The 26,016-nt window shown below is 70.6% G+C and carries 27 protein-coding genes and 1 pseudogene; 16 read left to right on the top strand and 12 right to left on the bottom strand.

The annotated features are described in order from the left end of the window. The first annotated feature begins 51 nt into the window (after positions 1-51). Both P2T62_RS09110 and P2T62_RS09105 read left to right on the top strand, forming a co-directional pair. Positions 52-1,185 carry a DUF373 family protein gene (locus tag P2T62_RS09110; RefSeq protein ID WP_276261083.1) on the top strand — a complete coding sequence of 378 codons (1,134 nt, stop codon included), beginning with the start codon at positions 52-54 and terminating at the stop codon, positions 1,183-1,185. Between the two features lie 80 nt (positions 1,186-1,265). After that, positions 1,266-2,024 carry a diphthine--ammonia ligase gene (locus P2T62_RS09105; RefSeq protein WP_276261082.1) on the top strand — a complete coding sequence of 253 codons (759 nt, stop codon included), beginning with the start codon at positions 1,266-1,268 and terminating at the stop codon, positions 2,022-2,024. 53 nt (positions 2,025-2,077) lie between these two features. Here the strand turns inward: P2T62_RS09105 and P2T62_RS09100 are convergent, their stop codons facing one another. Beyond that, positions 2,078-3,046, bottom strand: a complete 969-nt coding sequence (locus tag P2T62_RS09100; protein ID WP_276261081.1) for a nucleotidyltransferase family protein — start codon at positions 3,044-3,046, stop codon at positions 2,078-2,080. 119 nt (positions 3,047-3,165) lie between these two features. On the opposite strand from P2T62_RS09100, the gene P2T62_RS09095 reads away from it, so the two are divergent. After that, entirely contained in the window at positions 3,166-3,459 is a 294-nt protein-coding gene (locus P2T62_RS09095) for a transcriptional regulator (RefSeq protein WP_276261080.1), read from the top strand. Between the two features lie 35 nt (positions 3,460-3,494). Here the strand turns inward: P2T62_RS09095 and P2T62_RS09090 are convergent, their stop codons facing one another. The 3 genes from P2T62_RS09090 to P2T62_RS09080 form a co-directional block, all read right to left on the bottom strand. Next, positions 3,495-4,283 carry a sporulation protein gene (locus P2T62_RS09090; RefSeq protein WP_276261079.1) on the bottom strand — a complete coding sequence of 263 codons (789 nt, stop codon included), beginning with the start codon at positions 4,281-4,283 and terminating at the stop codon, positions 3,495-3,497. A 71-nt stretch (positions 4,284-4,354) separates the two neighbouring features. Then, positions 4,355-4,888 (bottom strand): Rieske (2Fe-2S) protein, encoded by a 534-nt coding sequence (locus tag P2T62_RS09085; protein ID WP_276261078.1) that lies wholly within the window; start codon positions 4,886-4,888, stop codon positions 4,355-4,357. Positions 4,889-4,998: 110 nt separating this feature from the next. Continuing rightward, positions 4,999-5,910, bottom strand: coding sequence for an aminotransferase class IV (locus P2T62_RS09080; RefSeq protein WP_276261077.1), 912 nt, complete (start codon positions 5,908-5,910; stop codon positions 4,999-5,001). A 129-nt stretch (positions 5,911-6,039) separates the two neighbouring features. On the opposite strand from P2T62_RS09080, the pseudogene P2T62_RS23435 reads away from it, so the two are divergent. The 4 genes and pseudogenes from P2T62_RS23435 to P2T62_RS09065 all read left to right on the top strand — a co-directional run. Continuing rightward, a pseudogene (locus tag P2T62_RS23435) lies at positions 6,040-6,318 on the top strand (ubiquitin-like small modifier protein 1); the annotation flags it as partial. Between the two features lie 87 nt (positions 6,319-6,405). Beyond that, positions 6,406-6,633, top strand: coding sequence for a MoaD-like domain-containing protein (locus tag P2T62_RS23430; protein WP_420028446.1), 228 nt, complete (start codon positions 6,406-6,408; stop codon positions 6,631-6,633). A gap of 2 nt (positions 6,634-6,635) precedes the next feature. After that, complete coding sequence (locus tag P2T62_RS09070; RefSeq protein WP_276261075.1) at positions 6,636-6,998, top strand: DUF8048 family protein; 363 nt, start codon at positions 6,636-6,638, stop codon at positions 6,996-6,998. Positions 6,999-7,149: 151 nt separating this feature from the next. Then, positions 7,150-8,193: a glycosyltransferase family 2 protein gene (locus P2T62_RS09065; protein ID WP_276261074.1), complete on the top strand. Its 1,044-nt coding sequence runs from the start codon at positions 7,150-7,152 to the stop codon at positions 8,191-8,193. Positions 8,194-8,230: 37 nt separating this feature from the next. Here P2T62_RS09065 and P2T62_RS09060 read toward each other — a convergent pair whose 3' ends face one another. Then, entirely contained in the window at positions 8,231-9,022 is a 792-nt protein-coding gene (locus tag P2T62_RS09060; protein WP_276261073.1) for an amidohydrolase family protein, read from the bottom strand. A gap of 395 nt (positions 9,023-9,417) precedes the next feature. On the opposite strand from P2T62_RS09060, the gene P2T62_RS09055 reads away from it, so the two are divergent. From P2T62_RS09055 to P2T62_RS09045, 3 genes are all read left to right on the top strand, one after another. After that, complete coding sequence (locus tag P2T62_RS09055) at positions 9,418-9,690, top strand: MarR family transcriptional regulator (RefSeq protein ID WP_276261072.1); 273 nt, start codon at positions 9,418-9,420, stop codon at positions 9,688-9,690. 56 nt (positions 9,691-9,746) lie between these two features. Then, positions 9,747-10,541: an MBL fold metallo-hydrolase gene (locus P2T62_RS09050; protein WP_276261071.1), complete on the top strand. Its 795-nt coding sequence runs from the start codon at positions 9,747-9,749 to the stop codon at positions 10,539-10,541. 141 nt (positions 10,542-10,682) lie between these two features. Then, positions 10,683-11,360 carry a LysE family translocator gene (locus P2T62_RS09045; protein WP_276261070.1) on the top strand — a complete coding sequence of 226 codons (678 nt, stop codon included), beginning with the start codon at positions 10,683-10,685 and terminating at the stop codon, positions 11,358-11,360. A gap of 34 nt (positions 11,361-11,394) precedes the next feature. Here the strand turns inward: P2T62_RS09045 and P2T62_RS09040 are convergent, their stop codons facing one another. Next, entirely contained in the window at positions 11,395-12,090 is a 696-nt protein-coding gene (locus P2T62_RS09040) for an HD domain-containing protein (RefSeq protein WP_276261069.1), read from the bottom strand. A gap of 352 nt (positions 12,091-12,442) precedes the next feature. On the opposite strand from P2T62_RS09040, the gene P2T62_RS09035 reads away from it, so the two are divergent. Then, entirely contained in the window at positions 12,443-13,168 is a 726-nt protein-coding gene (locus P2T62_RS09035; RefSeq protein ID WP_276261068.1) for a GNAT family N-acetyltransferase, read from the top strand. A gap of 24 nt (positions 13,169-13,192) precedes the next feature. Here P2T62_RS09035 and P2T62_RS09030 read toward each other — a convergent pair whose 3' ends face one another. Both P2T62_RS09030 and P2T62_RS09025 read right to left on the bottom strand, forming a co-directional pair. After that, entirely contained in the window at positions 13,193-13,465 is a 273-nt protein-coding gene (locus tag P2T62_RS09030; protein WP_276261067.1) for a PadR family transcriptional regulator, read from the bottom strand. A 401-nt stretch (positions 13,466-13,866) separates the two neighbouring features. After that, positions 13,867-14,013 carry a hypothetical protein gene (locus P2T62_RS09025; RefSeq protein WP_276261066.1) on the bottom strand — a complete coding sequence of 49 codons (147 nt, stop codon included), beginning with the start codon at positions 14,011-14,013 and terminating at the stop codon, positions 13,867-13,869. A gap of 74 nt (positions 14,014-14,087) precedes the next feature. Between P2T62_RS09025 and P2T62_RS09020 the strand changes: the two genes are divergently transcribed. Both P2T62_RS09020 and P2T62_RS09015 read left to right on the top strand, forming a co-directional pair. After that, positions 14,088-14,642 carry a DUF7528 family protein gene (locus tag P2T62_RS09020; protein WP_276261065.1) on the top strand — a complete coding sequence of 185 codons (555 nt, stop codon included), beginning with the start codon at positions 14,088-14,090 and terminating at the stop codon, positions 14,640-14,642. Between the two features lie 90 nt (positions 14,643-14,732). After that, on the top strand, positions 14,733-15,491 hold the full coding sequence (locus tag P2T62_RS09015) for a proteasome assembly chaperone family protein (RefSeq protein ID WP_276261064.1): 759 nt from the start codon (positions 14,733-14,735) through the stop codon (positions 15,489-15,491). A gap of 124 nt (positions 15,492-15,615) precedes the next feature. Here the strand turns inward: P2T62_RS09015 and P2T62_RS09010 are convergent, their stop codons facing one another. Next, entirely contained in the window at positions 15,616-19,329 is a 3,714-nt protein-coding gene (locus P2T62_RS09010) for a M14 family metallopeptidase (RefSeq protein WP_276261063.1), read from the bottom strand. A gap of 168 nt (positions 19,330-19,497) precedes the next feature. Between P2T62_RS09010 and P2T62_RS09005 the strand changes: the two genes are divergently transcribed. Both P2T62_RS09005 and P2T62_RS09000 read left to right on the top strand, forming a co-directional pair. Then, positions 19,498-20,139 carry a J domain-containing protein gene (locus P2T62_RS09005; RefSeq protein WP_276261062.1) on the top strand — a complete coding sequence of 214 codons (642 nt, stop codon included), beginning with the start codon at positions 19,498-19,500 and terminating at the stop codon, positions 20,137-20,139. Between the two features lie 58 nt (positions 20,140-20,197). After that, positions 20,198-20,449: a hypothetical protein gene (locus tag P2T62_RS09000; protein ID WP_276261061.1), complete on the top strand. Its 252-nt coding sequence runs from the start codon at positions 20,198-20,200 to the stop codon at positions 20,447-20,449. Positions 20,450-20,525: 76 nt separating this feature from the next. Here P2T62_RS09000 and P2T62_RS08995 read toward each other — a convergent pair whose 3' ends face one another. Further along, entirely contained in the window at positions 20,526-22,424 is a 1,899-nt protein-coding gene (locus P2T62_RS08995; protein WP_276261060.1) for a S9 family peptidase, read from the bottom strand. A 104-nt stretch (positions 22,425-22,528) separates the two neighbouring features. Between P2T62_RS08995 and P2T62_RS08990 the strand changes: the two genes are divergently transcribed. After that, positions 22,529-23,305, top strand: a complete 777-nt coding sequence (locus tag P2T62_RS08990) for a VOC family protein (RefSeq protein WP_276261059.1) — start codon at positions 22,529-22,531, stop codon at positions 23,303-23,305. Positions 23,306-23,320: 15 nt separating this feature from the next. Here the strand turns inward: P2T62_RS08990 and P2T62_RS08985 are convergent, their stop codons facing one another. Then, a complete protein-coding gene (locus P2T62_RS08985; RefSeq protein ID WP_276261058.1) occupies positions 23,321-24,664 on the bottom strand; it encodes a RimK family alpha-L-glutamate ligase in 1,344 nt (447 codons plus the stop codon). Positions 24,665-24,815: 151 nt separating this feature from the next. Further along, positions 24,816-25,883, bottom strand: coding sequence for a zinc-dependent alcohol dehydrogenase family protein (locus P2T62_RS08980; protein ID WP_276261057.1), 1,068 nt, complete (start codon positions 25,881-25,883; stop codon positions 24,816-24,818). Between the last annotated feature and the right edge of the window lie 133 nt (positions 25,884-26,016).

Below are 26,016 nucleotides of genomic sequence, written 5' to 3'. Positions count from 1 at the left end.
GACCGGGAGACAGCCTGAACCCTTTTACCCGACCGCGACCACCTCTCGGCCGTGAGTACGCTCGTCGTCTGTGTGGACCGGGGGAGTGACCTCGCCGACGGTGAGCCCGTCGTGGGCCGCGCGGCCATCGAGCGGCTCGTGATGGAGGTGGGGATCGCGGACCCGGAGACCTCCCGTGTCAACAGCTTCCTCGAGACCCTGCGGGTCGCCGACGACATCGAGGCGGAAGGCGACGAGGCCGTCGTCGCGGTCGTCTCGGGCGGCGGCGACGGGGTCGACGCCGACCGTGCGGTCGCCCGGCAGACCGACGAGCTGGTCGCCGAGTACGGCCCGGACTCGGCCGTCGTCGTCACGGACAGTGCGGAGGACGAGCGGCTGGTCCCCATCGTCGAGTCCCGTGTGCGGGTGGACGCGGTCGACCGCGTCGTCGTGCGCCAGAGCCACGACATCGAGTCCACCTACTACGTCCTCAAGCAGTTCCTCGCCGACGAGGAGCTGCGCGCGACCGTCCTCGTCCCCATCGGCGCGGCGCTGCTGGCGTTCCCGGTCCTGCTGTTGCTGGCGGACTCGCTGACGGTCGCCGTCTCGGCCATCGCCGCGGTCATCGGCGTCTTCCTCCTCTACAAGGGGCTGGGCGTCGACGACTGGCTGGCCGCGCTCCCCGGCGCGGTCCGGGACGCGTTCTACTCCGGACAGGTGTCGCTGGTGACGTACGTCGTCGGGGCGGGCCTGGCGATGGTGGGCCTGTTCGCCGGCGCCATCGACATCTCGAACACGACCGCGAGCCCGGTCATCATGGGGATGCGGTTCGTCTTCGCGGCGGTGCCGTGGCTCGCGCTGGCCGCCCTCACCGCCTCGACGGGGCGGCTCATCGACGAGTTCCTCGCCGAGGAACGGGTCCCCAACGCCTTCCTCAACCTCCCGTTCGGCGTGGTCGCCGTCGGCCTCGTGGTCCGCGGGTTCTCGGCGTACTTCCTGGAGCGCGCCGGCGAGATCCCACCGGTGATGGTCCCCGCGACCGAGCTGGGGCCGGTCTCCGTCGAGGGGTTCACCGTCAGCGTCTGGACCCGACTGGCCGCCTTCGTCCTGCTCGGCATCGCCATCAGCCTCGGCGGCGTCCGGTTCACCTCGTACATCACCGCCGAGGAGAGCGACGGCGTCGAGGAGGAGTTCCCGGAGTCGTGAGCCCGGCCCTCCCGCTCGCTCGTGCGCCACGGGCCGGGACGGAGCGGTGTCGCTAAACCCACCCCGCCACTAGCCGGGGCATGACCGACACGGGCGACAGCGAGCCCCCAGCGGACGGGTTCCCCCGCGACGAGCCGTGGGTGAGCCTCTTCTCCGGCGGCAAGGACTCCTCGTGGGCGCTCTACCGGGCGCTCGAGGCCGGCCTCCCCGTCGAGCGACTCGTCACCGTCCACCCCGAGGGCGACTCCTACATGTACCACACGCCGGCGACCGACCTGACGGCGCTGGCCGCCGAGAGCATCGGCATCGACCTCGTGAACGTCCACCCCGACGACTTCGAGGCGGCAGCGGCGACCGACTCGGGCGCCCAGGGCGACCGCGAACTGGAGCCGCTGGAGCGGGCGCTGGAGGGCCTTCGAGACGACCTGGGCGGCCTGGGGGGCGTCACCGCCGGCGCCGTCGAGAGCGAGTACCAGACCTCGCGCATCCGGGCGATGGCAGACCGGCTCGGATGCGATGTCTTCGCGCCGCTCTGGCAGGAGGACCCCCGTGAACTGGCCGGCGCGATGCTGGACGCGGGGTTCGAGATCCGCATCGTCCAGGTCGCGGCGGGCGGCCTGGACGAGTCCTGGCTCGGCCGGCCGCTCGACCGCGAGGCCCTGGCCGACCTGGAGCGGCTCAACGAGGAGTACGGCGTCCACCTGCTGGGCGAAGGCGGCGAGTTCGAGACGTTCGTCGTCGACGGGCCGCACATGGAGCGTCGCATCGACCTCGAATTCGAGCGGGTCTGGGAGGGAACCCGCGGCCATGTGCGTGTGACCGGCGCGTCGCTGGAGTAGGATGGAGGCGGCGGAACGGCAGTGAAGGCAGGGGCCCGGTCCGTCCCCGTCGGTCAGTCCTCGCCGTTCGAGATGTGGGTATGCGCGCCGACCAGCGCGCCCGCGAGGTCGATGTTCTCGACGTGGGTCTCCTCGTCGATGATGGAATCGTGGAGTTCGCAGTCCTCGACGTGGGCGTTCGGGAAGACCAGCGACCGCTCCAGTCGAGCGTCCTCGACGTGGGCCCCGGACATGACGTGGACGTTCTCGCCGACCTCGGTGTCGACGACGGTGGCGTCGTCGGCGACGAGGCTGTCCCCGCCGAGGTACCACGCGACGGTCTCCAGGTAGGACTCGGGCGTCCCGATGTCGAACCAGGCGCCGTCGAAGACGAACGCGTGGACGTCGCTGCGCTCCTGCAGCCACTGGAGGTACCAGCCCGGTTCGTCGGGGTTGTTGCCGCTGTCGAGGTACTCGTCGAACCGGAGCTGCTCGCGGGGGAACGCGTAGCAGGCGATGGAGACGAGCGTGCTCGCCGGGTCGTCGGGCTTCTCCTGGAAGTCGACGACGCGGTCACCGTCCAGTTCGACGAGGCCGTACGACTTCGCCTTCTCGCGCGAGCCGACGTCGTAGGCCGCGAGCGACGGCGCCTCCCGCTCCTCGAAGAAGTCGACGAACTCGCTCAGGTCGAAGTCGACGAGGTTGTCGCCCGCGACCACCAGCAGGTCGTCGTCGAGCCCCTCGCGGTCGACGAGCTGGGCCAGCGCCCCCACGACGCCGAACTTCTCGTCCTCCGCCGTGGTCTCCTCGACCGAGACGACGGGCTTGTCGAACCCGCTGTCGGCGAGATGGTCGCGGAAGTCGTCCGCGAACCGCTCGTTGGTCGAGACGTAGACGTCGTCGATGCGGTCGTCGGACTCGAGTTCACGGAAGATGCGGTCGATGACCGTCGTCTCGCCGACGGGGAGGAACATCTTCGGGCGGTGCTTCGTGATGGGCCACAGGCGCGTCGCGTATCCCCCGGCCAGGACGACAGCATGCATACCGCGTTGGGTCGGTACCCCCGCCAAAGTCAGTTTCCCTTCCCCCGCCGGCGGTCGCGTCCGCTCGGCCCCCGGAGCACGGGGGAAGGGATTTGCCGGCCGGCCCGGTAGTGGCCATCATGCAGGGCGTCGACGAGCCGACCACACGCCAACTGATCGCCGACCACCTCAGAGCGGAGGCGCTGGTGGCGAGTGCCATCGCCAGCGAGTTCGACATCACCACCGACCAGGCCCTCTCGCACGTCCGGCACATCGCCCGCTCGCTCGATGCGACCGACGAGGAGCTCCTGGTCGCGCCGCCGGAGTGTCGGGACTGCGGCTTCTCGGCGTTCGACGACCCTGTCAACCGACCCTCCCGATGCCCGGACTGCAAGTCCGAAGCCATCGCCGAGCCGGCCTTCCGCGTCGATTAGCCGGCCATCGGCCGGTCGTGGGCTCGCGCGACAGCCTACACGCCGGGCGAGGGGTCGGAGGTGGTGCCCGTCCCGAGCGCACGCTCGAACTGCCGCCGCAGCGTCGGGACCGACTCGTCGGTCACCTCGACGGTCGTGAAGCACTCGTAGGCGTCGGTCGTCCCGTACGCCGTCTCGGTCGCCACGTCCGTATCGAGGTGGAGCACGAGCGCCCCGGGTTCGGGCACCGCCACCACCGTCAGGTCGGAGATGCGACCCACGTACGGCCCGGCGTGCGGGTGACAGTCGAACTGCTGGACGACCGGAGGGTCGTCGGGGGCAGTCGGGGCCTCGCTCCCCCCCACCGACGAGATGACGGGGCGGGCCCGCTCGACCTGGATGCCCAGCGCCGCGAGCGCCGCGAGCGCCCGGTCCAGTCGGGGGGCAGGGTCGACCTGGACCCCGGTCCGGCCGGTCGGCTCCCGTGACCAGTCCATCGCGAGCGTCGCCGCCAGAACCACCTCCGTCCCGCCCTCGGCCCCGACCCCCGTGATGGGGGCCCAGACCGGCACATCCAGCGCCCCCGCGAACTCGCGCTCGGTCTCCGGGTCGACGCGCAGGTCTGTCGCGAGCACGGTCTCCGCGACGGTGACCAGTTCCGTCCCCCCGCCCCCCGTCGTCGCCTCCGTCACCAGGCGGACGGTCAGTTCGTCGGCGTGCTGGCCGCTGGACCCGCCCCTGACGGTCACCCGGACCGGCGCGGTATCGCCGGCGACGACCCGTGGGGCGTGGAGGGCCGGCTCGACCGTCGCCGCACCGATGCCGAGCCGCGAGAGCAGTCCCATGCGCGTGGCTCGATAGCGTGGCACAAGAGCGTTTGGCCGGTCGCGGTCGCTGGACGACCAGTCCGGGGGACTCAGGAGCCCGTGAAGTCGATCCGTCCGCCCGGCGAGCCGGTCGAGAGGTCCCGGTCCCCGTCCGGACCGACCGAGGCGAACTCGTAGCGGTCGTCGGTCAGGTAGACGCCGCCGTCGTGGACGGCCACCTCGATCTCGTCGAGGACGGCCCCCTCGCAGGGACCGTGGGTGCAGACCCCGTCGTCGAGCCGGAAGGTCGCGGCGTGCTTGTTGCACCAGAGTTCGCCGTCGCGGACCCGCGCGCCGCTGCCCTTGTCCAGCCGCACGTCGGTCCAGTGCTGGCAGTAGTTCTTCCAGCAGGCGATTCCGGCGTCGGGGGCGTGGTCGGAGTCCCCGTCGCCATCGTCGGCGTCGCTATCGGTACCACCATCGACATCGTCCGGGTCGGCAGTGCCACCGTCGGTCGCGGCCCCGCCGAACCGGACGAGCAGGGCCTCTGCCGTGTCGAAGCCGTCGCGGTAGGTGAACAGGAAGGTCCCCTCGTCGGGGACGTCCTCGACGTCGCAGATGCGCTGGTCCTCGCTGACCTCCATCCTGCTCCGGCGTTGGCCGCCGGGCGGTTCAACAGTTGCGATAGGAGGATCCGAGGGATGACGGGAACAGGTCGTATCAGCGAACCACGATATGTTCGGCAATTATCGATTCAATAGCACCGCGTCTCCACCCGTTCGTCGTAGAGTCGCTGGAGCAGCGACGTGATGGGGCCGCTTCCGATATCGATGCCGTCGACGGTGGCGACCGGACGCAGTTCCCACGTCCGGTTCGTGAGGAACGCCTCGTCGGCGTTCCGCACGTCGTCGAGGTCGTACCGCCCCCGTTCGACCGGGAACGACTCGGCCGCGGCCAGTTCCAGCACGACCTCCCGGGTGATGCCCGGCAGCAGGTCGCCGGCCTCGGGGGTCTTCAGGGTGCCGTCGTCGACGAAGAACAGGTTGCTGGTGGCGCCCTCGGCGACGTGGCCGTCGAAGTCGCGCATCAGTGCCTCATCCGGGGCGTAACCGTCGCTCGACGCGCGCCGCAGTTCCAGCCGTGCGAGGATGCCGTTGAGGTAGTTGTGGGTCTTCGCGTCGGCCGGGAGCGCGGCGTCCGGGATGCGCCGGGTCCGAACCGTCTGGACGACGGCGGGGTCGTCCCAGACCCGCTCGCCCCCGCGGTCCGGGAGTCCCCCACGCGGGAGGGGGCGGGCCACCACGACGACCGTCGGGTCGAGTTCCGTCTCCGGCGGGGGCGTGAGCTTCCCCGCGGCCGGCCCGCGCGTGACCGAGACACGGACGTAGGCGTCCGCGAGGTCGTTCTCGTCGAGCGTATCCGCGACCCGGACCGCGAGGTCGTCGGGGACGGCCGCGGCCATCCCGAGCGCCTCACAGGTGCGTTCCAGCCGCGCGAGGTGGCGGTCCCAGTCGAGGATCTCCCCGCCGTAGGCCCGCATCGTCTCGAACGCGGCGTCGCCGTAGCGGAAGCCGCGGTCCTCGACCGACACCATCGCCGACCCGCGGGGGACGAGCCGGCCGTTCACGTGGTAGACGCGCCCGTCATCGCCGCCCGTGTCCGTCATCACGCGGGTCGAGGGACGGGGGACGTTTCGCTCTTGCCGTGTGGCGTCGGTGGCCCGTGCGCGGGCGGGTCGGCGCGAGCCGTGCGGGGCACGCCAACACTCATGTCCCGTCCGGCCCTTCCGGCGGGCATGGATATCGAGCTTCGGTTCTTCGCGACGTTCCGGCAGGCCGTCGGGTCGAAGACCATCGAGCGCGAGTTCGACGACGGCGCCGACGTCGGGACGGTCCTCCGGGCGCTCGAGGCCGAGTTCGACGGGCTCGAGGGCGAGATCCTCGACGACGAGGGCGAACTCCGCCCGCAGCTCTCCGTGCTGAAGAACGGCCGCGAGGTGGTCCACATGGAGGGGCTGGCCACGCCGCTCGAGGACGGCGATGCGGTGTCGGTGTTCCCGCCCGTCGCCGGGGGGAGCGAGGAGGGCCGAGCTGGCGAGGCGGGCCGGACCGACGAGGCGGGCGTCGGGGGAACCGTCCGGCGGGAGAAGGCGTTCCGCGGCATCTCCGAGCGGCTCGTGCGCCACTACCTCACCAACCTCGGCGGCGAGGCGGTCGACGACCACACGGTCGAGGGGCCGGACTGGCGGGTCGAGACCAGCGCGGAGAAGGTCCACGTCGCGGGCTCGATGGAGCTGACGGAGGTGACGGTGACGTTCGAGGGGCCGCCGGAGACGCTGGAGCCGCTGATGGAGCAGTTCGGCCGGAAGGCCATGCGTGCCGGCGGCTGACGATGGCCGGGGACGGCGACCCGATGGACGGGCAGGTGCTGCTGCTGGCGGCGGCGAAGGCGAGCGTGAGTCCCCAGCGCCTCCCGGACCTGGTGGACCTCGCACAGGCCCACCTCGGCGACCGCCTCGCCGAGTACCGGCGCGAGTACGAGGTGGCGTTCACCGAACCCGACCGCGTCGGCTTCTTCGTCGAGGCCGACCACTGGGACGACCTCGGGGGGCGGCTGGGCTTCGACGACAACGAGACGGACGCCCTCCGCCGGGTCCACGCCGCACAGCTCCGCCGCGTCGGCACGGACGCGGGCCGGCGCGACGAGTTCGAGACCGCCCTCGAGATCCGCGAGGCCGTCGTCATCGGCCGCTGAGTGTCTCAGGCGCGACACCCGGGGATCGGAGCCCGCACGGCCCGGCCCACTATCGCCTCTTCACCGCGCAGACCGCCTGTGCTACGGGGGACCACGCCGTACGCCCCCCGACCCGCGGGCTTTTTGCCCCTGCGTGGCCGAACGACACCGTATGGATATCTCGGTCGTTATCCCGACCCTGAACGGGCGGGACCGGCTGGCGACCTGTCTCGACGCCCTCGCCGAGCGGGCGCCGGGCATCGAGACGGTGGTCGCCAACGGGCCCTCGGCCGACGGGACCAGCGGGATGGTCCGCGACCGGGACGAGGTGGACGTGCTCGTCGAACTCGACGAGCGGAACGTCAACGTCGCTCGCAACGCCGGCGCGGCGCGCGCGAGCGGCGACATCATCGCCTTCCTCGGCGACGAACTCGTCGTGGACGAGGGGTGGATGGGGGCACTCCGCGAGCGCGTGCCCGGGGTCGGGACCGATGCCGGGACGGACACCGACGCGCCGGTGGCGACCGACGGCGGGGCCGAGACGGCGGGCGAGGCCGGGACGGAACCTGCGGACGACGACGGGGACGGAGCGGAGCCGACACCGCCCGTCGGCGCCATCTCCGGGCCGACGAACCGCCAGCTCCGTGCCGGCGTCGCCACCGAGGAGGTCGAGACCCGTCGCATCAAGGGCCGCTCGGTCACCTACGTCAATCCGCGGAACGTCGCGTTCACCCAGCAGGCGCTGCACGCGATCGACGGGTTCGACGAGTACCTGGAGGTCGGCGGCGCACGCGACGCGGCCCACCGGCTCGCGGCGACCGGGTTCGGGGTCGACTGGCGCCCGGCCATGTCCGTCAGGTTCGACCCCGACCGCGGGCCGTCGCCCCGCGCCGACGGGGGCGACGAGGCCGACTGGCGCTGGCGCTACCGGTCGCTCACGTACCGGCTCGTCAAGAACTACGGCCCGCGGCCGACGGTCGCCTACCGGGTCTGCCGGCACGCCGTCGACGACGCGTGGGACGCGCTCCGCGAGGTGGGCCGCGGCGAGGCCCGCCCCTCGACCTGGTTCGGCAACGGCCGGGACGTCACCCTCGGCACGGGCCGTGGCCTGGTCGACGGAATCCGGGCCCGGTACGGGGACCGGAGTCCCCGGCGGAACCCACGGGGCATCTCCTCGCGGACTGATCGCGCGGTCACCGTCTTCGACCGCCGGTAGTTCCGGCTCGGGCGGGGGCGCTTCTCCCGGGGCCGACTCAGGGCGCCAGCGACGGCACCACCCGCGAGGGGTTGCCGTCGAACGCCCGTCCCATCGTGTCCTCCGGAACGGAACAGGTGAGCAGCGTCATCACGGCCACGTTCGGGTGGGCCTCGCCCGCGCGACTGGCGAACAGCACCCGGTCGGGGTGTTCGCGGAGCGCACGCTCCAGGTGCGCCCGCGACCGGACCGTCCCCGTATCGAGGAACAGGTCGTCGTGGCGCTCCAGCAGGTCGACAGCCGTCGCGAACAGTTCGCGGGTCCCGGGGTCGCCGCCGACGCCGCCGAGGACGACGGGGAACCCACGCCCACAGAGGTCGGCCACCCGGGATGGGGGGAACCCGTGGCCGCCGGTCACCAGGACCGGTAGCCCCACATCACCGAGCGCGTCGAGCGTCCCCGGGGTCGGCAGGCCATCCAGTGTGGGGTCGATGGCGAACCCGTGGAACCGGTCGTCGTAGCCGTACTGTGCCACCGACTCGGTGTCCGGGTGCTCCCCGGGGTTCGACCGCTCGTCCGGCGGGTCGCCCGGCACCCGAGGACCGGAGAGCCGCGCGAAGGGGACGAACGGCCGGTCGACGGAGCGTCGTGCGACGGCGTTGTTGGCCGCGAGGTAGCCGCTCTCGTTCGGTCGGGACGGCGGGGCGACGACCGCGCGCACCACACCCGCCTGCCGGAGTTCACGCTCCAGCCGATCCGGTGCGACCGCGCGACCGCGCGACCCGCCTGGCTCGCCGACCAGCGTCGCCCCGACGTCGACGACCCTGAACCCGTGCTCCAGTTCGAGCATACCGGAGCGTCGGAACCGGCGCGCAAAACCGTTCCCCCGACCGTGACGACCCTGCCCCATCCACGGGGGGCCGTCAGGTCCCCGCCGACCCGTGCGCGCGCCGGCGCGCCGGCGGCTGTAGCCGGTGTCGCCCCGCACGGTCACCGCTCGATGCCGAAGCCGGCCCGACGCCACGTAACCAACCACTTCCCGTACATATCCCGCGGCCGGAGCACGGAGGCACACCGCGACGGCTTAAGGAGTCCTGCAATCAGGGGGCCTCGCACTCGCTGTCGGTTCCGGCAACTTCTGTCACCCGAGTTTGTATAAGGGGCCCTTAGTCACATAGCAGTGTTCGTATTGTATTGTCACACATATAGCGAGGCTTTACGGAGGGTTCCGAGCGAGGTGGGTGTATGAGCACGACGCCGGAGGAGCAGGCCCACGAGTCGCCCCTGACAGACCCCGAGTTCCGCGAGCGCCTGCGCGAACTCCCGCCGAGCGCGAAGCTGGTCGCGAAGGTGCTGGAGGACGCCTCCCCCCTCTCGCAGGGACAGCTCGCCGAGGAGTCGCTCCTCCCCGACCGCACCGTGCGCTACGCGCTGAACCGGCTGGAGGAGGAGGACCTCGTCGGCTCGCGCTACTCCTTCCACGACGCGCGCAAGCAGGTCTACTACCTCACCGAGTAACGTCGCCGCCGCCGGGCGCCCGCCCCATTTTTCCACCTCGCCGCCGACCCGCGAGTATGGACTGCACCCGCGTCCCGCTCACGGTCCCCACCCGCGCACCCACCGGGAAGACCGCCGCCTACTGTCTCGGCACGGACGAGGCCCTCCTCGTCGACCCGGCGGCCGTGACCGACGACCTCGACGCGCTGCTCGCCGACCGCACGGTCGCCCACGTCGCCGTCACCCACCACCACCCGGACCACGTCGGCGCCGTCGAGCACTACGCGAGCGCACACGACGCCACCGTCTGGTGCCGGTACGGCCGGGGCGACGAGTTCGAGGCCGCCACCGGCGTCGTCCCCGACCGGACGTTCGTCGACGGGACGACCATCCCGACCGGCGACGGTGACGCCACCGTCGTCGACCTGCCGGGCCACGCCCCCGAGCACGTCGGGTTCCGCTTCCCGGACGACACCACGGGCACCGACGCCTACCTCGTCGGCGACCTCGCCGTCGCCGCGGGCAGCGTGGTCGTCGGCGCGCCGGAGGGCGACATGCGTGCCTACGTCTCCTCGCTCCGCCGGCTCTGGGCCCGGAACCCCGACACCCTCTATCCCGCCCACGGCCCCGTCATCGCCGACCCGCGCGAGACCTGCGCTCGTCTCATCACTCACCGCCGCGACCGCGAGGGGCGGGTCCGCGACGCCGTCCACGACGGCGCCCGGACCGTCGCCGAGATCACCGACGCCGCCTACGAGAAGGACCTCACCGGCGTCCGGGACCTGGCCGAGGCGACCGTCGTCGCCCACCTGGAGAAACTCGCCGTCGAGGGGCGTGTCCGCTGGGACGGGACCGAGGCGACACCGTCGTAGGCGAACTGTCCCGATTTTTGCCAGAGTCCATTCACAAGCCCCGAACCACACAGATAACTCGATAATCACGCCGATACGGGGGTCGTGTCACGTATTCCCACCACACAACGACTATATCACGACCGGCGCTAGTCGGGACCGATGTCGACGCTCGTATCGCTGGCCGCGGGGGTGGTCTTCGGCCTGGCACTGGCGGCGCCGCCGGGGCCGATGAACGCCGTCATCGCCGAGGAGTCCGTCCTCCGGGGGTGGAAGGAGGGGTTCCGGGCGGGACTGGGCGCGGCGACGGCCGACTTCATCTTCTTCCTGCTCGCCGTCGCCGGCGTCGTGACCTTCGTCCGGCAGTCGGCGCTGGTGACGGGGCTGATGGTCGGGCTCGGTGGCATCCTGATGCTCTACTTCGCCTACGGGGCGGTGGCCGACGCCCGCGAGACGTTCACCGACGTGGAGGCGGCCCTGGACGAGTCGAGTCGGGGCTTCCGGAAGGCGTTCGTGCTGGCGCTCACCAACCCCTACCAGATCGTCTTCTGGCTCACCGTCGGCGTCGGCCTCCTCGAACCGGGGACGCTGGACGCGCTCGCGCCGCTCTCGGACGCCCTCGCCGGGTTCCTCGTGGTCGAGACCGGCTCGCCCGCGCTGCTCGTGGGACTGTTCGCCGGCATCGGCCTCTGGATCACGGGCTTCCCGGCCGCGCTGGTCGGGGCCCAGCGGCGGGTCGACCGCCTCGCTCCGGCCGTGGCCGGGGTCAGCGCGCTGGTCCTGGCGGGCTTCGGCGTCTTCTACCTCCTCCGGGCGGCCGAGACGCTGTCCACGCTCTGAGTGGCGGGCACACGACGCCTGGAACCGGAGCCGGTCACTCGGGCTCGTCCGGGACGGTCGGCTCCATGTCGGCGATCTCGTCCTCCAGCCACTCCTTGAACCACCGCACCCGCTTGAGCCGCTGGTGGGCGATGGACTGGGCCGTGTCCGAGCGGACGCGGGCGGCGGCGTCCTCCCCACGCTCCAGCACCCGGCCGACCATCTCGTTGGCGTCCATGTGGGTCCGGGACTCGTAGCCCATCCGGAGCAGCATCAGCGCGGTCCCGTTTGCGCCGACCTTGTCCAGCAGGTCGGCCTCCATCAGGCAGCGCGACTCCAGCGTCACGTCGTCGAGGTCACCCTGGTAGGAGTGCTCGCGGACGGCGCGACAGACCGCGTCGACGAACGACGCCGGGTAGTTCCCGTGGGTCTCGAGGTACTCGCGGGCGACACGGGCGCCCTCCTCGGCGTGGACATCCTGGTCGGCCTCCAGCTTCGAGATGTCGTGGAACAGGGCCGCCACCCGGGTCACGTCGACGTTGGCGCCCTCCTTCCGGGCGATGTCGGCGGCGAGTTCCGTCACGTTGCGGATGTGGTTGAACCGGTACTCGGCGCTGTGCCACGGGTACCAGCGCATCCGCCCGCCCTCCTCCTCGTTCTCCACCGAGGCCGCGAGGTAGTCGTGGACGAACCCCTTCATCGCCTCGAATTCGGCCTCGCTGACGGGTGATTCCTTGATCTCAACGCCCATCGCCCCACCTCCGGTAGCGCGGTGCCGCACGAACGTCAGTCATGTTACGTAATTACAGGTGGTTTCCAGTCTTAGGGATTATGGTACCGCCCGCGCAACGAATCCATCCCCTGAACGGCCAGGAGTCTCGAAATCGTGAGTTTCGGCGATTGCTGTCAGTCGGCAGCCACCGGTCGGCTTTTACTGGTGGCTGACACCATCCGAGGGCGGACCCCGGGGGCGGACTCGAGGGGAGCGCCGCTCCCCACAGGGGACGGCCGCATCACGCGCCGTGCCGGACGGACCGGTGGTCGCGTCCGGGTTGCCGGGACTGCGAGGTGGTTTTATGCCAGCCCACACCCTGACGATATGTATGCAGGTCAGAGAGGCGACACCGGCAGACGAGTCGGCCATCCGGTCGATCGCGAAGCGGTCGATGGAGGCGTCCTACTCCCTCTCCCCGGGTGCCATCGAGGAGGCGATCACACGGTGGTACTCCAGCGAGACGTTCACCGAGAAGCTGGAGGACGACGACGTGCTGTTCCTGGTCGTCGACGACGGTGTGGAGGTGGTCGGCTTCTCCGAGAGCGAGATCGTCGACGAGTACGGCGACATCAACTGGCTCCATGTCGACCCCATGCACCGCGGCGAGAGCATCGGGGGGGACCTGTTCCGCGAGACCCGGCGCGCGCTCCGTGACCGCGGCGCCGAGACCATCCGCGGGCGCGTCCTCTCGGACAACACGGAGGGGAACAAGTTCTACGAGCGCCAGGGGCTGGTCAAGAGCGGCGAGGGCCGGGTCGAACTCGACGGGCCGACCTTCGTCGAGAACGTCTACACGGACGCCGAGACCGAGGACCTCGAGGCTATCACGACACCGGACGGCGACGAGGTGTACATCGACCACCTCGACACCGACCGTGGCTCGAAGGGCGCGTTCCACACGGTCTACACGGACGAGGAGCGCGAGAACAAGTGGGGGTTCTACTGCGGCAACTGCGAGTCGTTCATCACCTCGATGGACACGATGGGCCGGATGGAGTGCGACGGGTGCGGGAACCAGCGCAAGCCGACGCGCTGGGACGCGGCCTACATGTAGCCGGGCCGCGAGGCGGCGCGGGCCTCAATCGAGGTACTGTTCCTCCCACTCCCGGCGCGCGTCGATCTCGCGCCGACCCCGTCGTGTCAGCGTGTAGTAGTTCGTCCGGCGGTCGTGCTGGCCCTTCTCCACCAGCCCCTTCTCGACCAGCGTGTCGAGGTTGGGGTAGAGCCGGCCATGGTGGATCTCCTTCTCGTAGTAGTCCTCCAGCTCCTCCTTGATCGCGAGGCCGTGCGGCTCCTCGCGGCCCGCGATGACGTAGAGGAGGTCTCGCTGGAACCCGGTGAGGTCGTACATGGGCGTACCTGTCAGGCCCTTGTCGTCGGCCTCGAATAAGTGTATCGATGTAATCATGTCACTCCCCGAATCTGTGTCGGGACGGGTGCGTCCGGCCCGATAACCGTGGGATAGTGGTTCCGACGCCGCCTCTACGAGGAACCCTGCCACCCGCCGGCAGCCCCGACGTGTACGCCTCCGATGTCTGACCTGTCGTCTCCCGCCGACGACGGACGGTCCAGTCGCTCGTCGGTTAGTCGTCGAAAGGAAAGCAGCGGCCGACCGGATGAAAAGGCCGGTCGGCCGTTGCCGCCCTGAATTGGTCCCCGCTGACGCTTCGGCCCTCCAAGCGAAGCGTCACCCGATACGAATCGGCGTTTGCACTTAAGACTACCGACCGCGGAAGCCGGGGTGCCGGACGTTCAGATGTACTCCTCCTCGAGGACCCAGCCCAGCGCCCGCTTGTAGTAGGTGAACATCTGCCTGACGCCCTCGTGTTTCATGTCCTCGTCGTCCAGCTCGGCCTTCAGGAACTCGTACTGCTCGCGGATCTCCTCTTCGTCGCGCATGGGGCAGTATACGGTCGCCCGCCGGAAGAAACTGACCGTCCGACCATGCCGCGGTCACACGGCACCGCGGACAGGTGGACCTGTCCGACCGCCGGATTGATGACCGACGTGACCCTACTGGGAACCGATGTCGTTCGACGCACACCGGTCGGCCGGCGAGGAGTGCCGTCGCCGCGAGGCGGCGGGTCGAGAAATTCTGCGGCTGTGAGCTGACGGTCCGGAGCGAGGACGGGTCGGTCGTCCTGGGCATCGACGGCGACGACCACGTCCTCTCCGACGGAGCGGCCGCGCGGGTGCGCGAGTCGCTCGGCGACGCACTGCAGGAGGAGCGGACCTTCGTCCACACGGCGGGCGAGCGCCGTCCCGACGGCACGTACGTCGTCAGGCGCCGGGGCGCCGAGTCGGCGGGCCACCGGAAGGTGTTCGACTCGCGCGTGGAACTGCGCGCGCTGTTCGAGCGCCTCCCGGCGGAGTTCACGGCCGCCGACGTCGGGACGGACGGACTCAGCGGTGGCCGGCGCCACATGGTCCTCCGGCACCTCGCGGAGCACCCCGCGTTCGACTGCTCGCTGATCCGCCGGCAGCCACTGACCGCCCGCAAGCACCCGTCGGGAGGTGGTGAGTCGTAGCGCCGGCCCGTCCGCACCGCCGGCGCCGCGGGCGCACCGGACTGTCTCCGACCCGCGGGGGTTCAAGTGCCGTGACCCCGACCCCGCGGTATGGACGAGTTCGACGTCGAGACGTACGCGGACCCCGAACTGGACGCTCCCGTGCTGGTCGAGGGCCTGCCGGGCGTCGGCCACGTCGGGAAGCTGGTGGCCGAGCACCTGCTGGAGGAGTTCGAGGACGCGGAGCTGGTGCGACGGGTCTACTCGGAGCACTTCCCGCCACAGGTGGCCGTCGACGACGACGGCACCACGACGATGGCCTGCGCCGAGTTCCACGCCGTCCGGACCGACGGCGCGGACCTGCTCCTGCTGTCGGGCGACCACCAGGCGACCGACGCGCCGGGCCACTACCGCCTGACCGACCGCTTCCTCGACGTGGCCGAGGCGTTCGGCGTCGAGCGCGCGTTCGCGCTCGGCGGCGTCCCCACGGGCGAGCTCATCGAGGAGTACGCCGTCGTCGGCGCCGCCACCGACGACGAGCAGGTCGAGGAGCTGGAGGACGCGGGCGTCGAGTTCCGCGAGGACGAACCCGCCGGCGGCATCGTCGGCGTGAGCGGCCTCCTCCTGGGACTGGGCGAGCGCCGCGACATCCCGACGGCCTGCCTGATGGGCGAGACCTCCGGCTACCTGGTCGACCCGAAGAGCGCCCGCGCCGTGCTGGAGGTGCTGCAGGACGTGATCGAGTTCGACGTCGGCTACGCCTCGCTGGAGGACCGCGCAGAGGAGATGGAGGAGGTCATCAAGAAGATCCAGGAGATGGAGCAGGGGCCACAGACCCCCAGCGACGAGGACCTGCGCTACATCGGGTAGCGCGCGAGAGAGCGGTCGTTGGGGCGCCCGCCCGGGCAGTTCCGGGGACGCCCGGCCGAGCAGTCGCGAGAGCGCCCGGCCGAGTGGTCGGCCGCCGCCCCGACTACTCCTTCCCCACGCCAGGTCACAGCGTGTCCGCGGTGAACCCGTGGTCGTCCGTCAGGGAGGTGTCGGTCCCGGACGACGCCGGAGCGCCCGTCCCGCCGACCACCGTGACCGTGTTCGTGCCGCCGAACGCGGTCGTGCCGCCGCTGGTGCTGGCCGCGGCCGGGCCGAAGGTCGCCTGCCCGTTGGTCTCGGGCACCTCCACGAAGTAGTTCAGCGTGACCGGGTCGTCGGAGGCGTCGACGGCCCCGACCTCGCCGAGGTCGACCTCGGCGCCGTTCTGGGTGCCGCCACCGCCGACCACCCCCCAGTCGCTCGACGGCAGCGAGTCGGTCACGGTGGCCGTCTCCGAGAGTTCGGTGATCGTGAGTTCGACCTGATGGGTCGCCCCGGGCGTGTACGGGCTGTTCGTGTCGCCGCGGGAGCCCGCGGCGCCGGGGCCACCTCCCGAGCCGCCGGAACCCCCCGAGCCGCCGCCGGTGCTCCAGGAGTCACCCCGGCCGAAGCGGAACGCCTCGCCCTCGACCGTGCGGACCTGCTGGAAGCCCAGCGCGGAGGTGAACACGAGGTAGCCCAGGAACGAGACGGTGTAGTCGAGCAGGCCGAACGGGTGCAGATTCGCCTGGCTCGCGGGCGGCAGGAGCGACCCGATGACGTGGACGCCGGTCCCGTCGTCCGGCCCGCGCGTGAGCGACCCCGTCGCGACGGCGCCGTCGATGGTGCCCGCGACCGACGACGTGGCCGGCCCGCCGGTGAACGCGCCCTGCGAGACGAGATGGCTCGGCGCCTGCCCGCTCACGTTGTACCCGAGCGGCGCGACCTTCCAGAGCTGGTTCTGGATGGGTCGCACGTCGGTCATCAGCGGGTGGTCGAGGTTCTTGCTCGTGTAGCGGGCGACGTCCTGGGTCGTGGTGGTGAACGCGTCCGCGCCGAACTGCCCGTCTCCGACGAGCCCGTTCTCCAGGACACCCAGCAGGGTGACACCCGTGTCCGTCAGGACGAGGTTGTTGCCGTCGTCGACGAAGGCGTCGAGGGCGTCGAAGTACTCGGTGTCGACCGCGCCGTCACCGACACGGTTGGCCGCGTCGATGTAGTCGTGGATGACGACCGCGTGGTCGTAGCCCGAGAGCGCATCCTCGGTCGCCACCGCGTCGACCGAGACGAGGTCGACGGCGCCGGCGTCCCCGACGGCCGCGTCGTAGTCGGCGGCGAACTGGAGCGGCGTGACCTCGTAGTCACGCTGTTCGTAGCCCAGTGCCCCCTTCGGGTCGGGATTCGTCGAGTTCGAGGAGAGCGTCGCGAACTGGACCTCGACCCCTTTCGTCTCGGCCAGCAGGTTCGTCATGCGGACGGTCCACTCGCCGGGCTCGGGCTCGGCGACATCCCACTCCGGGAAGCCACAGCACTTCCCCCCGATGCGCTTCTCGGTGATCCCCTCGAACTCCCGAACGACATCGCCGGAGGGCGAGACGAGTTCGAGGTCCATGATGCCGCTCTGGGAGTGCGTGTGGACCTGCATGCTGTGCAGGCCGGCCGGGACCTCCTGGGAGACGGTGGCGACGCTCGTTCCGGGGACGCTCACCCCGGGGACGGTCGTCGACTCGCTCGTCTCGTCGGTCTCCGTTCCGCTCCCGTCGGTCTGCCCGATGAACGACGCCGAAATCTCGTACTGGGCCGCGACGTTGGCGTACGTCTCGACGACGAAGGTGTACGTTCCGTCCGCCTCCAGCGGGACGTTGCTCATCGTCTCGGGGTTGCTCGCGGTGACAGCGCTCCCGACCTGCTTGCCGTCGGGGTCCTCGAGGAAGAACTCGAGGTCCTCCCCGGGCGGGGTCCAACTCAGCTCGGCGTCGAGCGCGAACGGGTCGCCGTCCAGGTCGGCGGTGTCGAACGGCTCCTCGACCCTCGTCGGGGCGACCCCCTCACCGACGCCGGGGCCGATGGTCCCCGAGGCCGAGAACGTGTCCACCTCCCCGGTCGAGGATGCGAACGCCAGGTCGTCGTTCGAGCGCGTGAGCGGGTCGTCGGGCGCGACGACGTCGCCCGGCTCGTACCGGTCCGCGTCCGCCTCCCGTTCGACCGTGACCTCCGTGGGCGTGACGAACGCGACCGACTCGCCGCCATCGCTACTCGTCTCGACCGTCGTCTCGACGACGGTGTCGAACTCGTCGTCGGTCGTGGGCGTGTCGGAGTTCCGGACCGCGAACTCGGAGATGGTCCGGATGGCCTCGCGGTAGCCCAGCACCTCCATCCGCAGGAGCTCGGGGTTGTAGACGTTGCCGCCGGCCATGTGCGAGAACGACATCTCGAAGTCGAGCGTCGTCATCCCCAGGCCGCCGAGGTCCTCGGGGTGGGCCATCCAGTCCAGCATCGCGCCGGAGACGGTGTAGCCGATGGTGTCGTAGATGGTGGCGTAGTCGAACGCGTCGTCCGGCGGAGTCCCGCCGGCGAGCGGGACCGACGGGTTGCCCAGCGCGTTCCGGAGGGGTGCGCTCAGGTCACCGGCGGTCTGCCACTCGACGAGCGCCTCGTCGAGGTTCTCCTTGATGACCTCGCACATCGCGTACACCTCGTGGGCCTCCTCGAGGGTGTACTGGTCCTGGCTGATGAGCCCGAGGACGAAGTCCTCGAACAGGGGGCCGCCGTGGAGGTCCGCGCCGTAGTTGAGGTTCTCGTACGAGCGGAACTGCTCGACGACCGCCACCGCGTCCGGGACCTTCCGGTCGATGTAGTCGGGCGCGTCCCGGGGTTCGGCCGGGTTGTGTGCCGTCGTGATGTAGCCGACCGTCGGGTACTGGCGGTTCGTGTCGTAGATCTCGGCGTTCCCCCGCTCGAACAGCGGGGCGGCCGGCGCCCGGGGCGTCCCCGTGCCGGGGCCGCCGACCTGCCAGCCCGAGTCGTACTGCGGGTTCCGGACCGCCCATCCGTCCGGGTTGGTGAAGCCGAATATCAGGACGGCGTCCGCCAGCAGGTCCGGCAGGTCACCCGCGTACTGGTCGCCACGGGCGATGTTCTCGATGATGCGCGCACCGGCCTCGGCGCCGGCCCGCTCCAGGCCGTGCAGCGAACAGGAGAAGAACACCTTCTCCTTCTCCTCGAAGGAGGCGTCGGAGGTGAAGTCGGTCACCTCGGCGAGGTACATCCCCTTCGGGTCGTCGCGCTGGGTGGCGTTGTTGCGGTGGCCCGGCGACTCCCCGAACCGCTCGACATTGATGGTGTCCGGGTAGCGATCCTCCAGTTCGCGGAGGCCGTCCTTGAGCTGCTCGAACCCGACGAAGTCGACCGAGCGCCGCGCCTCCGGGAACACGCCGAACGGGTAGTAGCCGATGCGCCAGAACGGGTTCGACCCGGGCGCAAACTGGAAGTTCGATGCCGCCGGCAGTTCCGTAGCCGCAGCGTCGGCCTCGGCCGCCGTCAGCCGCCCGTACGCGGCGCTCCGCGGCTCGGTCGTCGAGATGGCGTTCGTGTCGAACGCCTCCAGTACCGACGGGTCCGCACCGTCCTCGAACTCGACGAGCGTCGGGACCGCGTGGTCCGTCGGCGTGTGGTTCTGGACGTACTGGTAATCGGCCTCGAACGCGCCGACGCTCGCGTCGGCGCTCGCGTTGCCGGGCAGCGCGAGCGCCGCGCCGGTCGCCGCCGAGAGTTTGACGAACGTCCGCCGGTCGATGGCCGCGTCCGTGAACCGGTCCTTCCCTGTACTCCCCTCCGGTGAGCTCCTGTCTCGGGACATATCTGAGCAGTTGTCGTGATACGGCAGCGCAGCTACCCTGTCTGCCGTTCCCACCCTTCAAAGGATTCTGACAGAACCATCCAAGCGTCGGAGCGGGCGGCAGGGCGCGGAGTGCGTGGCGGGGACGCTCCCGAGAGGTTCTTACCTCCGCCCCACCTACGACGGGGCGTGGCAAGCGAGGTCCTGTGGTTCGGCATCCCGCGATGGATCGTCGTGGGACTCGCGATCGGGTTCGTCGCGAGCTGTGCCGCCGCCTGCCTGTTCTACGTCGGGACGCGCTGGTTCCCCGGCACGGGCGGCGGAAGCAGCACCTCCAGCACCGGCAACGAGCGCCGGACAATCGAGATCCGCGAGTACCTCGACGCCATCGACGAGGCGTACGCCGAGAACCACCCCGTCGACGGCACCAGCGTCGAGTTCTACCTCCCCGAGCGGGACGTGGCCATCACCTTCGACCCGCGGACGTTCTACCGGCTGGAGCGCGGGCCGACGTACCCCGTGCTGGTCGAGCACGAACTCCCCGGCATCCACCTGGGCTCCCGGCTCCCGTTCGAGACGCCGGAGGTCGACCTCGGGCCGGACCCGGAGGACCGGGAGCTACGACCGTACGACGAGGCGTTCGCCGTGCTGGGGCTCCCGACCGGTGCCAGCGAGTCCGAGATCCGGCAGGCCTACCGCGAGAAGGTGAAGGAGGCCCACCCCGACCACGGCGGCGACGAGGACGAGTTCCGGCGCGTCCGGGAGGCGTACACGACCGCTCGCGAAGCAGCGGCCGGCGAGACGGCGACGCCAGGGGAGGCCGCATCATGATGGGCCACGCCCGGGGAGGCCGCGTCGGGCCGGCTCACGTCCACGGAGGTCGGGAGCCGTGACGCGCGTCGACATCACCGACGAGGTCCGCGAACAGCTGGCGGAGGCGCTCGACTTCGAGGAGATCGATCACCCGCTCAACCGGGGCGCCGTCCAGTACGCCGCCTGGGAGCTGGAGCTGGACGAACTGGCGGCCTTCGTCGGTGAGGCCGACGCCTCGACCTACTACGAGGCGCTCCGGCAGGTCGGCGTCGAACCGCGGGCCGGCGGCGAGAACACGGGCGGCTACGACCCCGAACTCGACGGATAGCCGCATCGTTCCGAGAGTATCGAGCGTTTCCAGTTGGTCTCTCCACAATCGAGGAGGAGGTCCGATCGCCCGGTCCTCAGAGCCGCCGCTCGAGGAAGTCGGCCATGAACTCGAACTGGCGGACCTTCCGGTCGATGTCCGTCGAGCCGTGGCCCTCCGCCTGGGGTTCCTCGTACTCGAAGTCCGTCCCGGCTTCGAGTCCCCGGTCGACGAGTGCGTCCCGGAACAGCCGCGACTGCTCGACCGGGCACCGCGGGTCGTTGACGCCGTGGTACATCGCGAGCGGCCGCTCGACGGCGTCGGCGTGCTCGATGGGGCTGCGCTCGCGCCACAGCGCCCGGTCGTCCTCGGGGTCGCCCATCTGCGTCCGGAGACTGTGCTTGAAGTGGGGCATGTCCTCGGCGTAGAGTCGGTGGAGGTCCGTGATGCCGACCCAGGCGATGCCGGCGGCCCACAGCGCCGGGTAGCCGGTGAGCTGGCAGAAGACGCTGTAGCCGCCGAAGGAGCCACCCATCACGCCGACCCGGTCGGCGTCGACCCAGTCGCGGTCCATCAGCCAGCGGCCACCCGCCGCGATGTCGGCCTGCTCGGCCCCGCCCCAGTCGCCGTGGATGGCATGGCGGAACTCGCGCCCGCGGCCCGTCGAGCCCCGGTAGTTCGGCGCGAACACGGCGTACCCCTGGGAGACCAGGAACTGGATGTAGACGTTGAATCGGCGGCTCGTCTGGAAGTGTGGGCCACCGTGGACGTAGACGATGCCGGGGACGTCCGTGGCGTCGTCGGGTCGGCTCGGCCCGTCGCGCGGGTCGAACAGCAGGCCACCGATGTCGTAGTGGTCCGGTGCCCCGCCCGTGTCGTCGTCGCCGAACGGTTTCGGGGTCCCGTCGCTCCCGTAGGTGACGTACGAGGCGTCGACGAACACGGACGGGTCGAGATCGCCGTACGCCGGCGGGAGCCGTTCGCGGGCCTCGTCGGCCGCGAGGTCGTACTCGTACAGCGTCCTCCGCCGGGCGGCCGTCGAGTGGCCCAGCAGGAGGGTATCATCGTCGGCGAAGACGCGCGCACCGCTCCAGCGCTGGCCCTCCAGCCCCGCAGCCCCCTCGGGCAGCGCCAGTTCCCTGGCCTCGCCGGAGGCCACGTCGTAGACCAGCGGCATCGTCGCCGCCCGGCGCTCGCGCACGCCGACGACCCGTTCACCGCCGGGAGCGACGGCAACGCTCTTCTCCGGGTGGGTCGCCGCGTCGGGCGTGAGCCAGCGCGTGGTCCCCGTCGTCAGGTCGTGGATACCGATGCGGCTGGTGTCGTCGCTGTCGTCGTCCACGAGCAGCCGGTCGCCGTCGGGGAACCAGTCGACGGCCCACGTCTCCGAGCCGTCGGTCCCGAGGTCGAGGTGGCGCGGGTCCTCACCCGGGACGGCGAGGTAGACGTCGCGGTTCTCCAGCCGGTCGGACTCGTTGGCGACGTAGGCGACCCGCTCGCCGTCGGGGGCGAAGACGCCGCCGAACACGGGCTGGTCGTGGTCGGTCACGCGGGTCGTCGTCCCCGTGGCCATGTCGTGGCGGTAGCAGTTCAGCTGGCCGCCGTGGTCACTGGCGTACAGTATCGAGCCGTCGGCCACGTCGCGCAACTGCGCCTGTCCGTCGTGGGCCACGAGCGTCTCGACCGACGGCGAGCGGCCCGACCCGGGCGCCACGGCCACGAGGTCGTTCTGTTCGTCCCCGTCGTCGTCCCGGTGACAGAGGACCCGCTCGCCGTCGGCGCCCCAGCGGAGGTGCCAGGTGGCGTCCCGCGGCACCTCGCCGTCGGTCACGGGTCGGTGGTCGCCGGTCGCCCGGTCGAGCAGGTGGAGTTCGTTCCGACCGGTCCCGTCGTAGTACAGGGCCACCCGGTCCCCGTCGGGGGCGACCGCGGGATGGTAGAACTCGGGGAGTCCGGCGAGCGTCTCCAGCGGGACCGGCTCGGAGTCGGCGGCCATACCCCGGGCGGGGTCCGGGTCCGACAAAAGCGCGTGGGTCGGTCGAGACGTTCCGATCACGCGTCGGCACCACCCTTATCGCCCGCGGGCGAGTGGGTTCGCACATGTCCGACACCGACACCTCGCTCGACGCGACGCTCGACCACACCATGATGCGGGTCGAGGACCTCGAACGGTCGGTCGACTGGTACACCACCCACCTCGACTACGTCGAGGAGGGGCGGATGGAGGCCGACACCTTCACCAACGTCTTCCTCGCCCCGGAGGACCGCCACGAGGAGGGTGCCGTCCTCGAACTCACCTACAACCACGACGACCGCACCTACGACTTCGGCGACGCCTGGGGCCACATCGCCGTCCGCGTCGAGGACGTCCACGGGGCCTACGAGGAGCTGATGGAGGAGGGGGTCGAGGACTACCGCGACCCCGAGTCCTGCGGCGGCTCGTACGCCTTCGTGACGGACCCGGACGGCCACGAGATCGAGCTCGTCGAGCGCGACCACGGCGCGCGCTGGTCGCTCGACCACACGATGGTCCGGGTCGAGGACGCCGAGGCCGCCATCGGCTGGTACGCCCGGAAGCTGGACTACGAGCTGTTCCGCCGCTCGGAGCACGACTCGTTCGCCCTCTACTTCATGAAGCCCCGCGACGCCCCCGACGAGGCGATGAGCGTCGAGCTCACGTACAACTACGACGGCCGCTCCTACGAGATGGGCGACGCCTGGGGTCACGTCGCCGTCCGCTGCGAGGACCTGAACGACGCCTGGGCGACGCTGATGGACCGCCACGCCGCGGACTACCGCGACCCCGAATCCTGCAACCAGATGTACGCGTTCACGAAGACGAACGACGGCCACGAGGTCGAGATCGTCCGGCGGTGAGGCCCGGCGCGCCGGTCACTCCTCGCTCCCGGCCGGAATCTCGTCCGGGTCCTCGACCCGCCGGCTGACATCGAGGGTGTAGTTCCTGAGGATGTCGCGTCCCAGCAGCAGGCGGTGGCTCATGTGCGAGCGGTCCTCGATGTTCGCGGCCACGGTGTGTTGCTCGCCACCGATGCCGACAACGAGGTCGACGACCGGCCGCGCCTTCGACTGTTTCGTGCTCCCCGACCGGACCCGCGAGACGGTGTGGATGGGTCCGGCGCCGATGTCCGCGGCCAGTCGGATGTCGATGCTCGTCCGCGCGGCGCCGCTGTCGGCCTTCGCGACGACGGTCTTCGATCCGGCGGTCCCCCGGACGACGACCTGTTCGGTGAAGCCGATGGTGACCCGCTCGGCCTCGGGTTCGGTCGCCGGGACGGGCTTGCAGGCCGGGACGGAGTCGTCGAGCGTCGACGCGAGACTCTCGACGAGTGCCGGGTCGACCGACCCGCCCGCCGCCTCGATGGCCATCCGAGCGATATGCGGGGCGGGGCTGACACCGGTCGCCTGGTAGAACCCCTTGAATCCGGCCGTCGGGTTCACCTCCAGGATGTACCACCGGTCATCACCCTCGATGAGGTCGACTCCGGCGCAGTCGAGGTCCATCGTCGCGGCCGCACGCCGGGCGAGGTCGAGCACCGCCGCGGGGGCGTCGTCGCTCGCGTCCTCGACTCGCCCGCCCCTGGCGACGTTCGTCCGCCAGTCGCTCTCGGCGGCGTACCGGTACATCGCGCCGACGACCGATCCGTCCACGACGTACACGCGGAGGTCCCGGGGGGGCTCGCCGGCCCGGCCGACGACCTCCTGCAGGAAGGCCCGGCGTTTGCCCACCTGCGCGGTGAGGGGCTCCGCGAGCCCGACCTTCCACGCGCCCCCACCGTGGGTCCCGATGGCGGTCTTGTAGACGGCCTCGTCGCCGAACTCCTCCCGGACACGGTTGAGCTGGTCCGAGCTCAGCGCGAACACCGTCTTCGGGACGGGGAGCCCCGCGGCGACGAGGCGGGCCGCGGCAGCCGTCTTGTGGGCCGCACGGGCGGTCGCTTCCGGCGGGTTGAGCATCGGCCGGAGCCCGTGGACCGTCTGTGCGAGCCCCAGTTCCTCGGACGGCTGGTCCGTGTTCGAGAGGAGCAGCCGGTTCACCACGACGTCCACGTCGGGAGAGAGTGTGGTCCCACCGTCCTCGAAGCGGACGACCGTGTTCTCCGTCCGCAGCCACTCCGTGTGGTGGCCCAGCGCCTCGACCGCGTTCAGGATGGCCTTCGTCTCCTTGCTGTTGTGGAGACTCAGGACCCCCACACGCACCGGTTCCTCACCCGCCATCCACACGACCCTCGCGCTGGTTCAGTAACATCCTCGACATCACCGCCCCCTACCACAGCAACGCGTAAAACAGCGTCAACGAGTCTCACGGGGCGGGAACGTTCCGCAGGTCGGCGCGAGGCCGACGGTCGCCGGGGGACCGGCTCGTGGGTCAGAACTTGTTGCAGACCGGGATCCCGACCGTGTCGTAGTCGCCCATGGAGGCGATTGTCTCGGGGACCTCGGACAGCGAGATGGTCTCGGAGACGATGGCGCCGGGGTCGATCTTCCCGTGGTCCATCATCCGGAAGATCTCGTCGTACTCGTGGGGCGGCATCCCGTAGGAGCCGATGAACTCGCGCTCGTCCGTGACGATGTTGTCGACCGGCAGGGAGACCTCGCCGCCCTCCTCGCTGGTCGTCAGACCGATCTGGAGGTGCTGGCCGCCCTTCCCGAGCGAGTTGATGGAGTTCTGGCAGGTCTGGGCGATGCCGAGCGCGTCGACCGAGACCTCACAGCCCCGCGATTTGGGTGTCTTCTTCTTGACCGCCTGCGGGACGTCCTGGACGTCGTCCACCTTGATGGTCTCGTCGGCGCCGAGCTCCTCGGCCTTCTCGAGTGCGGCCTCGTTCAGGTCGACGCCGATGACGTTGGCGCCGAGGGCGTTGGCCGTGTGGACCGCCGAGAGCCCGACGCCACCGCAGCCGTGGACGGCGACCCAGTCGCCGGGGTCGACGTCGACGCGGTGGGCGATGCCGTGGAACGCCGTCGCGAACCGACAACCCAGGCCCGCCACGTCGACGGAGTCGACGCCCTCGGGGAGCTTGATGAGGTTGGTGTCCGCCGCCCGGACCGGGTACTCCTCCGCGAACGCGCCCGTCGAGAAGTTGACGAAGCCCATCGGGATGGAGCGCTCGCAGCGGTTCTGGTGGCCCTCCTTGCAGTGGATACAGGTGCCGTCAGAGAGGTTGAAGGGGTTCGTGACGCGGTCCCCTTCGCGGAAGTTCTCGACGTCGTCACCGACCTCGGCGACGACGCCGACCGGCTCGTGGCCGAAGATGAGACCCTCCGTCATCATCATCCCGATCCACGACCAGTCGCCCTGCCAGGCGTGCCAGTCCGAGCGACACACCCCACAGGCCTCCGTCTCGATGACGACGCCGTCCGGCGGGCAGTCCGGCCGGTCGACCTCCTCGACCTCCATCGGCTCCTCGGGTCCCTGGAAAACTACGGCTCTCATTGCGTCCTGCGGAGAGTGCGTACGTAACAATAAAGGATTGGCAATTGTTCGCAGGCACCGTTAAACCGGGGCCGTCAGGTCGGTGTGTTATCCACGGAGACGGTCGAATCGCACTGTCGGTGGGACACCCGAA

The sequence above is a fragment of the Haloglomus litoreum genome (assembly GCF_029338515.1).
Classification (GTDB): domain Archaea; phylum Halobacteriota; class Halobacteria; order Halobacteriales; family Haloarculaceae; genus Haloglomus; species Haloglomus litoreum.
This window is presented reverse-complemented; position numbering and strand designations above follow the sequence as displayed.

What these genes read in the sequence shown, in the direction of transcription:
- P2T62_RS09065 (WP_276261074.1), top strand. Translation starts at nt 7,150, where the DNA reads ATGGATATCTCGGTCGTTATCCCGACCCTGAACGGGCGGGACCGGCTG.
- P2T62_RS09070 (WP_276261075.1), top strand. Translation starts at nt 6,636, where the DNA reads ATGGCCGGGGACGGCGACCCGATGGACGGGCAGGTGCTGCTGCTGGCG.
- P2T62_RS09100 (WP_276261081.1), bottom strand. Translation starts at nt 3,046, where the DNA reads ATGCATGCTGTCGTCCTGGCCGGGGGATACGCGACGCGCCTGTGGCCC.
- P2T62_RS09080 (WP_276261077.1), bottom strand. Translation starts at nt 5,910, where the DNA reads ATGACGGACACGGGCGGCGATGACGGGCGCGTCTACCACGTGAACGGC.
- P2T62_RS08980 (WP_276261057.1), bottom strand. Translation starts at nt 25,883, where the DNA reads ATGAGAGCCGTAGTTTTCCAGGGACCCGAGGAGCCGATGGAGGTCGAG.
- P2T62_RS09015 (WP_276261064.1), top strand. Translation starts at nt 14,733, where the DNA reads ATGGACGAGTTCGACGTCGAGACGTACGCGGACCCCGAACTGGACGCT.
- P2T62_RS09090 (WP_276261079.1), bottom strand. Translation starts at nt 4,283, where the DNA reads ATGGGACTGCTCTCGCGGCTCGGCATCGGTGCGGCGACGGTCGAGCCG.
- P2T62_RS08985 (WP_276261058.1), bottom strand. Translation starts at nt 24,664, where the DNA reads ATGGCGGGTGAGGAACCGGTGCGTGTGGGGGTCCTGAGTCTCCACAAC.
- P2T62_RS09085 (WP_276261078.1), bottom strand. Translation starts at nt 4,888, where the DNA reads ATGGAGGTCAGCGAGGACCAGCGCATCTGCGACGTCGAGGACGTCCCC.
- P2T62_RS09025 (WP_276261066.1), bottom strand. Translation starts at nt 14,013, where the DNA reads ATGCGCGACGAAGAGGAGATCCGCGAGCAGTACGAGTTCCTGAAGGCC.
- P2T62_RS09030 (WP_276261067.1), bottom strand. Translation starts at nt 13,465, where the DNA reads ATGTACGACCTCACCGGGTTCCAGCGAGACCTCCTCTACGTCATCGCG.
- P2T62_RS09035 (WP_276261068.1), top strand. Translation starts at nt 12,443, where the DNA reads ATGCAGGTCAGAGAGGCGACACCGGCAGACGAGTCGGCCATCCGGTCG.
- P2T62_RS09050 (WP_276261071.1), top strand. Translation starts at nt 9,747, where the DNA reads ATGGACTGCACCCGCGTCCCGCTCACGGTCCCCACCCGCGCACCCACC.
- P2T62_RS09055 (WP_276261072.1), top strand. Translation starts at nt 9,418, where the DNA reads ATGAGCACGACGCCGGAGGAGCAGGCCCACGAGTCGCCCCTGACAGAC.
- P2T62_RS08990 (WP_276261059.1), top strand. Translation starts at nt 22,529, where the DNA reads ATGTCCGACACCGACACCTCGCTCGACGCGACGCTCGACCACACCATG.
- P2T62_RS09105 (WP_276261082.1), top strand. Translation starts at nt 1,266, where the DNA reads ATGACCGACACGGGCGACAGCGAGCCCCCAGCGGACGGGTTCCCCCGC.
- P2T62_RS09045 (WP_276261070.1), top strand. Translation starts at nt 10,683, where the DNA reads ATGTCGACGCTCGTATCGCTGGCCGCGGGGGTGGTCTTCGGCCTGGCA.
- P2T62_RS08995 (WP_276261060.1), bottom strand. Translation starts at nt 22,424, where the DNA reads ATGGCCGCCGACTCCGAGCCGGTCCCGCTGGAGACGCTCGCCGGACTC.
- P2T62_RS09040 (WP_276261069.1), bottom strand. Translation starts at nt 12,090, where the DNA reads ATGGGCGTTGAGATCAAGGAATCACCCGTCAGCGAGGCCGAATTCGAG.
- P2T62_RS09060 (WP_276261073.1), bottom strand. Translation starts at nt 9,022, where the DNA reads ATGCTCGAACTGGAGCACGGGTTCAGGGTCGTCGACGTCGGGGCGACG.
- P2T62_RS09010 (WP_276261063.1), bottom strand. Translation starts at nt 19,329, where the DNA reads ATGTCCCGAGACAGGAGCTCACCGGAGGGGAGTACAGGGAAGGACCGG.
- P2T62_RS09095 (WP_276261080.1), top strand. Translation starts at nt 3,166, where the DNA reads ATGCAGGGCGTCGACGAGCCGACCACACGCCAACTGATCGCCGACCAC.